General features: G+C 71.5%; 7 protein-coding genes. 4 read left to right on the top strand and 3 right to left on the bottom strand.

Annotated elements, in window-relative coordinates; genetic code table 11:
• Positions 1 to 53: 53 nt before the first annotated feature.
• Positions 54 to 443 carry an ATP-binding protein gene (locus ACWGH0_RS34395; protein WP_453408203.1) on the bottom strand — a complete coding sequence of 130 codons (390 nt, stop codon included), beginning with the start codon at positions 441 to 443 and terminating at the stop codon, positions 54 to 56.
• A gap of 57 nt (positions 444 to 500) precedes the next feature.
• Positions 501 to 1,574, bottom strand: coding sequence for a GDSL-type esterase/lipase family protein (locus ACWGH0_RS34400; protein ID WP_453408204.1), 1,074 nt, complete (start codon positions 1,572 to 1,574; stop codon positions 501 to 503).
• A 306-nt stretch (positions 1,575 to 1,880) separates the two neighbouring features.
• Between ACWGH0_RS34400 and ACWGH0_RS34405 the strand changes: the two genes are divergently transcribed.
• Both ACWGH0_RS34405 and ACWGH0_RS34410 read left to right on the top strand, forming a co-directional pair.
• Positions 1,881 to 3,341 carry an amino acid permease gene (locus tag ACWGH0_RS34405; RefSeq protein ID WP_453408205.1) on the top strand — a complete coding sequence of 487 codons (1,461 nt, stop codon included), beginning with the start codon at positions 1,881 to 1,883 and terminating at the stop codon, positions 3,339 to 3,341.
• Positions 3,342 to 3,351: 10 nt separating this feature from the next.
• On the top strand, positions 3,352 to 3,807 hold the full coding sequence (locus tag ACWGH0_RS34410) for an Lrp/AsnC family transcriptional regulator (protein WP_069929730.1): 456 nt from the start codon (positions 3,352 to 3,354) through the stop codon (positions 3,805 to 3,807).
• Here ACWGH0_RS34410 and ACWGH0_RS34415 read toward each other — a convergent pair.
• A complete protein-coding gene (locus tag ACWGH0_RS34415) occupies positions 3,804 to 4,379 on the bottom strand; it encodes a Repetin (protein WP_453408206.1) in 576 nt (191 codons plus the stop codon). The two genes, ACWGH0_RS34410 and ACWGH0_RS34415, sit on opposite strands and share 4 nt — an antisense overlap.
• 314 nt (positions 4,380 to 4,693) lie before the next feature.
• On the opposite strand from ACWGH0_RS34415, the gene ACWGH0_RS34420 reads away from it, so the two are divergent.
• Together ACWGH0_RS34420 and ACWGH0_RS34425 are read left to right on the top strand one after the other, a co-directional pair.
• Positions 4,694 to 5,491: a carbon-nitrogen hydrolase family protein gene (locus tag ACWGH0_RS34420; protein ID WP_453408207.1), complete on the top strand. Its 798-nt coding sequence runs from the start codon at positions 4,694 to 4,696 to the stop codon at positions 5,489 to 5,491.
• Between the two features lie 53 nt (positions 5,492 to 5,544).
• Positions 5,545 to 7,236, top strand: a complete 1,692-nt coding sequence (locus tag ACWGH0_RS34425) for a flavin monoamine oxidase family protein (RefSeq protein WP_453408208.1) — start codon at positions 5,545 to 5,547, stop codon at positions 7,234 to 7,236.
• The last annotated feature ends 43 nt before the right edge of the window (positions 7,237 to 7,279 follow it).

Below are 7,279 nucleotides of genomic sequence, written 5' to 3' on the forward strand. Positions count from 1 at the left end.
ACCACCGGCCGGCCCCCCCTTCCGCGGGCCCCGGCCGGTGGTGCGTGGGGCCCTCAGTACGCCTCGGCGGGGCGCGGCCAGCTCGCCCGTACGCGCTTGCCCTCGGGCAGGGGCCGGACCTCGACCCGGCCCGCGAGCCGCTGCACCATGTGCCAGCCGAACCCGCCGCCGCCGCCGAAGTCCGGCTCGCGGGGCACGGGGGGCTGGTCGCTGGAGTCGTCGATCTCCACCACCAGCTCCTCCCGGCCGGCGTGGAGGGTGAGGCGCCACCAGCCCGCGGTGTGCCGCACCGCGTTGGTCACGAGCTCGCTGACGACGAGCAGCACGGCGTCGAGGTCGGCCCAGGGGCAGTGCCGGGCCACGTAGTCGGCGGCGGCCTCCCGGGCCGTCGCGGTGTCTTGCCGGGGTGAGTCCAGGACAACCATGAGCGGCTCCTCAGTCATCTGTGGCTTCACCTACCCGCCCAGCACCGTCCCATGACCCTTGGGCCCCTCCCGTCCTCACGCCGTGGGTGAACACCCGCCGCCGTCAGGGGCGGGCTCCGGCACGAAGCCCGCCTCCCGCAGGGCGGCGGCGACCGCCCCGGCCATCAGGGCGTGGCCCGCGTCGTTCGGGTGCAGCCCGTCCGCCAGATGCTCCGCGCCGAGGACGTCCAGGCCGGGGAGCAGCGCCAGCCGGTCGTCGCCGCCCGCGGCGAGGTCCCGCGTGGCCTCCTCCAGGGCGGTGCGCAGCGCGCCGAGGGTGGCGCCGAGTTCGTTGGGGGTCCGCTCCGCCTCGGGGCGCAGGACCGGGGACAGGACGAGCAGCGGGGTGTCCGGATGGCCCTGGCGCACCAGGCCGACGAAAGCGCGCGCCGTCTCGTACATCAGCGGCGCGGAGAAGGGCGTACGGGACCAGCAGTTGGTGCCGAAGGCGAGGGTCAGCAGGTCGGCGGGCAGGCCGGCGATCTGCTGGGCGACGGCGAGCTCCCCGCGGCCGGCGCCCGCGTGGCCGAGGTTGACGGCGTCCAGGCCGAGCTCCCGGCCGGCCGCCGCGGGCCAGGCGTGGGCGGGCCGGGTGGACCACCAGCCCTCGGTGATGGAGTCGCCGTGCACCAGCCAGCGCGGCTGGGCGGGGGCCGGGGCGACGGCGCCGCCGACCGGGCGCAGGCCCAGGATCTCCGGCGACCGGCTCTCCGGCGGGTACACCGTGAACCGTCCGCCCCGCTCCGGCAGCGGGATCCGTACGACGGTCTCCCGGCCCGGGTCGCCGGTGACCTCGGTGACGAGGGCGCCGTCGCACCAGAGGGCGAAGGTGTGCGCGAGGTCGCCCAGCGCGTCGGCGGACTCCGGCGGCGCCGTGCGGTAGCGGACGTCCAGGGCCCGGGCCCCCCGCGCCGTGAACTCCAGCCGTACGCCGACCGGGACGGCGGCCCGCGCGGCCGTGTCCCACGGCAGCCGGTCGAGGTCGCCGGGGTCGGCGCGCACGGCGCGTACGCCGTCGCGCCAGGCGACCCCGCGCTGGAAAGGAGCGGGATCCAGCCACCCCTCCGGGGCCGCGGGGCAGGCCCCGGCGGCACGGTCGGTCGTCGTCATGATCGCCTCCGGTCGTGGGTGTGCGCAGGGCGGTAACGGGACGTGCGCCGTATCGGACAAAAGGGATTTCGAAAGGTGAGGCGCAACAAAGAGCCATGTGTCGCAGTCGTGCGCAATGATCCTCCGTCGGTACGCAAGGTTGCTGCATTACGGATGTGAACACACACCTCGTAGGCTTCGCGCTGTACGTGGAGTGGCGGGGACCGCCTGCTCGGCGGTTCCCAGGCTCCGGGCTGATTTCCGACGCCCCGAGCGGACCGCTGCGGTCGCCGTCTTCCCGATCGGCAGCGATAAGGAGCCACCCCAGTGTTGGACGCAGCGCCACCCCTCGCCCCCCAACCGGAATCCGGGCGTCCGCAGCTCGGCCACCGGCTGATGCGGCGCAAGCCCGTCGAGCAGCTCGTCGCCGAGGGCGGCCAGGGCGAGGGCGGCTCGCTCCGCCGCTCGCTCACCATGTGGCAGCTGACCATGATCAGCATCGGCGCCACGCTCGGCACCGGCATCTTCGTCGTGCTCGGCGAGGCCACCCCGCTGGCCGGCCCCGCTGTGGCGATCTCGTTCGTCATCGCCGGACTCACCGCCCTCTTCTCCGCCCTCTCCTACGCGGAGCTCGCGGGTTCCATACCGGTGTCCGGTTCCTCGTACTCGTACTCCTACGCGACCATGGGCGAAGTCATCGCCTGGATCTGCGGCTGGTGTCTGGTCCTGGAGTACGGCGTGTCCGTCGCGGCCGTCGCCGTCGGCTGGGGCGAGTACCTCAACGAGCTCCTCGACGGCACGATCGGGATCACCATCCCGGCCTCCGTCTCCGCGCCGCTCGGCGAGGGCGGTTACATCAACCTGCCGGCGCTCGTCGTCATCCTGCTCGCCATGGTCTTCCTGATGGGCGGCGCCAAGGAGAGCGCCCGCGTCAACACGATCATGGTCGTCATCAAGATCGCCACGCTGGTCCTCTTCTGCGCGATCGGCTTCATGGGCATCAAGGCCGGCAACTACGCCCCCCTCGCCCCGCTCGGCGTCACCGGCATCAGCGCCGCCGCGGCCACCCTGTTCTTCTCGTACATCGGCTTCGACGCGGCCTCCACCGCCGGTGAGGAAGCCAAGAACCCGAAGAAGGACCTGCCGCGCGCGATCATGCTGTCGCTGCTGATCGTCACCGTGCTCTACTGCCTCGTCGCCCTGGTCGCCGTCGGCGCCATGCCGTGGCAGGACTTCGAGGGCACCGAGGCGGCTCTCGCGCAGATCATGAAGGACGTCACGGGTCACAGCTTCTGGGGCGTCGTCCTGGCCGCCGGCGCGGTCGTGGCCATCGCCAGCGTCGTCTTCGCCGTCCTGTACGGCCAGACCCGCATCCTCTTCGCGATGTCCCGCGACGGCCTCGTCCCCAAGGTCTTCGCCAAGATCGACGAGCGCACCGGCACGCCCAAGGCCAACGTGGTGATCGTGTCGCTCTTCTGCGGCGTCCTCGCGGCCTTCATCCCGCTCGGCGAACTCGCCAACGCCACCAGCATCGGCACGCTCTTCGCCTTCGCTCTCGTGAACGTCGCCGTCGTCATCCTGCGGTACAAGCGCCCGGAGATGCCGCGCACCTTCCGGGTGGCGCTGTTCCCGGTCACGCCGATCCTGGGCTTCGCGTTCTGCGCGTACATGATGTACAGCCTGCCCGGCAAGACGTGGGCCTACTTCGGTGGCTGGATGATCGCAGGGCTCGTGTTCTACTTCTTCTACGGCTTGCGCCGCTCCAGTCTGGCCACCGCAGAGAAGTGATCCACCCGCAGTGCGACTGAACGATCTCGACGAACGCATCGTCCACGCCCTCGCCGAGGACGCCCGCCGCAGTTACGCGGACATCGGCTCCGAGGTCGGCCTGTCCGCGCCCGCCGTGAAGCGGCGCGTGGACAGGCTGCGGGCGGAGGGAGCCATCACCGGCTTCACCGTCCGCGTCGACCCGGCCGCGCTGGGCTGGGAGACCGAGGGCTTCATCGAGATGTACTGCCGCCACAACACGTCCCCCGAGGACATCCGTCGTGGCCTGTCGCGCTACCCGGAGGTGGTGTCCGCGTCGACCGTCACCGGCGACGCGGACGCCGTCGTCCAGATCTTCGCCTCCGACATGCGCCACTTCGAGCGCGTGCTGGAGCGGATCGCGGGGGAGCCGTTCGTGGAGCGCACCAAGTCGGTCCTCGTGCTCTCCCCGCTGCTCCGGCGTTTCTCGTCGGGCTCGCCCGCCTAGCCGTTCGCCGGCGCCTGCTCGTACACCGGCTGCCACGGCAGCACCTTGAAGTCGCCCGAGCCCGCCTTGATCTTCTCGAACGGGGCCGCACTCATGCACTTGGGCAGGCTGTGCGTCTCCGCGTCCCGGCCGACCCAGCTGTAACCCAGGCGGTCCTTCCGCCCCCGGTCGTGCACCGTGATCCCGACGCGCCGGCCCTTGCCGGGCCGGTCGGTCGCGGTGATGACGCCCGTGACCACGGCGACGGGCCCGCCCGTCAGCAGGCAGTCGACCTTCCCCTCGGCCCAGCCCGAGGTGCCGTTCGGGAAGACGTGCTCGAAGCGGAACGTGCCGTACGCCTTCTCCGGGTCCATGGTGTCCTTGGCCGCCAGGTGCGCGTCGAAGGTGAACGTGACGTCGTCCCCGGCCGGCCGGTACAGCTTCGCCGTGCCGGTCAGCGCGGCCGCCTCGCGCGGCGTGCCGCCCGGTGCGCCGCCACCGGAGGCGAGCGCGGTGCCGGCGGCCCCGGCGGTGATCAGCAGTGCGGCGCCGAGTGCGGCGATCTTCGTACGGCGGTGTGTGAGGCGGTGCATGAGGGCTCCTTCGGCTGGTGATCCGGCTGTCGTCCGGACAGCGATCACTCTTCCGCCCACGCGCTGCGCGCACATCGCACCGCGGGACGGACCCCTCTCCGCCGGGCGGCCGGGGCCGGCCGTGCCGGCTACCTCCACAGGCGGAGGACCGTACGACCCGGGGCCCACCGGCGTCCGCGCAACGAATCGCCGCACACCGCCCCGTACGCGCAACGGATAGGCCGTCGGTCCGCAACGCTCGCGCCTTGTCCGGCCGCGCGCCCGGAACGTACCGTCATTACGTCTCCCGCACATCTTCCAGCCCGAGGTCAGCCATGCCGCCGCTGCGCACCGCACTGCTCCAGAGCTCCGGCCGTCCCGGCTCCGTCGACGCGAACCTCAAGGTCCTCGACGAGGCCGCGGGCCGTGCGGCCGCCGCGGGCGCCGGACTGCTGGTGTGCCCGGAGATGTTCCTGACCGGCTACGCCATCGGCGAGGACGTGCACCGGCTGGCCGAGCCCGCCGACGGGGACGCCGCCGACGCCGTCGCGGACATCGCCGTACGCCACGGCCTGGCCGTCCACTACGGCTACCCGGAACGCGACGGGGACGCCGTCTACAACTCCGCGCAGCTGATCGGGCCCGACGGCGCGCGCCTGGCGAACTACCGCAAGACCCACCTCTTCGGCTGCTTCGAGCAGGAGTGGTTCACCCCCGGCGAGGAGACGGTCGTCCAGGCGGAGCTCGGCGGCCTGACCGTCGGCCTCATGATCTGCTACGACGTCGAGTTCCCGGAGAACGTCCGCGCCCACGCGCTCGCGGGCACCGACCTGCTGCTGGTGCCGACCGCACAGATGCACCCGTTCCAGTTCGTCGCCGAGTCCGTCGTCCCGGTGCGGGCCTTCGAGAACCAGATGTACGTGGCCTACGTGAACCGGACCGGCCCCGAGGGCGAGTTCGAGTTCGTCGGGCTGAGCTGCCTGGCCGGTCCCGACGGGGCCTCCCGGGCCCGCGCCGGGCGCGGCGAGGAGCTGGTGTTCGGCGACGCCGATCCCGAGTTCCTGCGGGCGTCGCGCGAGAACAACCCGTACCTGCGCGACCGCCGCCCCGGCCTCTACGCGTCGCTGGCCTGACGCCCGCCCCGCCTCGCCACCTTCTTTTCCGCTTTGCAAGGAGTCCGTACCCCATGACGTCCACGGTGCCCAACGCCGTCCAGCACACCGACGCGCAGCCGCCGATCACCATGTTCGGGCCGGACTTCCCCTACGCGTACGACGACTTCCTCGCCCACCCGGCCGGCCTCGGCCAGATACCGGCGACCGCGCACGGCACCGAGGTCGCGGTCATCGGCGGCGGCCTGTCCGGCATCATCGCGGCGTACGAGCTGATGAAGATGGGCCTCAAGCCCATCGTGTACGAGGCCGACCAGATCGGCGGCCGGCTGCGCACCGTCGGCTTCGAGGGCTGCGACGAGTCGCTGACCGCCGAGATGGGCGCCATGCGCTTCCCGCCGTCCTCCACGGCGCTCCAGCACTACATCGACCTGGTGGGCCTGGAGACGAAGGCGTTCCCCAACCCGCTGGCCCCCGAGACGCCGTCGACCGTCGTCGACCTCAAGGGCGAGTCGCACTACGCCGTGACCGTCGACGACCTGCCGCAGGTCTACCGCGACGTCATGAACGCGTGGAACGCCTGCCTCGAAGAGGGCGCCGACTTCTCCGACATGAACCAGGCCATGCGGGAGCGCGACGTACCGCGCATCCGTGAGATCTGGGCCAAGCTCGTCGAGAAGCTCGACAACCAGACCTTCTACGGCTTCCTCTGCGAGTCCGAGTCGTTCAAGTCCTTCCGGCACCGCGAGATCTTCGGCCAGGTCGGCTTCGGAACCGGCGGCTGGGACACCGACTTCCCGAACTCCATCCTGGAGATCCTGCGCGTCGTCTACACCGAGGCGGACGACCACCACCGCGGCATCGTCGGCGGCAGCCAGCAGCTCCCCGTCCGGCTGTGGGAGCGCGAGCCGGCCAAGCTCGTGCACTGGCCGCTCGGCACGTCGCTGAAGTCCCTCCACGAGGGCGAGCCGAAGCCCGCCGTCACGCGTCTGCACCGCACGGCCGGCAACCGGATCACCGTCACCGACGCATCCGGCGACATCCGCACGTACCAGGCGGCGATCTTCACCGCGCAGTCCTGGATGCTGCTCTCGAAGATCACCTGCGACGACTCGCTGTTCCCCATCGACCACTGGACGGCGATGGAGCGCACCCACTACATGGAGTCGTCCAAGCTGTTCGTGCCCGTCGACCGGCCGTTCTGGCTGGACAAGGACGAGGAGACCGGCCGTGACGTCATGTCGATGACGCTCACCGACCGGATGACGCGCGGCACCTACCTGCTGGACGACGGGCCGGACAAGCCCGCCACCATCTGCCTCTCGTACACCTGGTGCGACGACAGCCTGAAGTGGCTGCCGCTGTCCGCGAACGAGCGGATGGAGGTCATGCTGAAGTCCCTCGGCGAGATCTACCCCAAGGTCGACATCCGCCGCCACATCATCGGCAACCCGGTGACCGTGTCGTGGGAGAACGAGCCGTACTTCATGGGCGCGTTCAAGGCGAACCTGCCCGGCCACTACCGCTACCAGCGCCGCCTGTTCACCCACTTCATGCAGGACCGCCTCCCCGAGGACAAGCGCGGCATCTTCCTCGCGGGCGACGACATCTCCTGGACGGCGGGCTGGGCCGAGGGCGCCGTGCAGACCGCGCTGAACGCGGTGTGGGGCGTCATGCACCACTTCGGCGGTACGACCGACCCGACGAACCCGGGCCCCGGCGACCTCTACGACGAGATCGCCCCGGTCGAGCTGCCGGAGGACTGACCCGGACCACCTCCGGGCACGTCCTGCTCCCCCAGAAGCGTGC

This window comes from Streptomyces sp. NPDC054887, assembly GCF_053610585.1.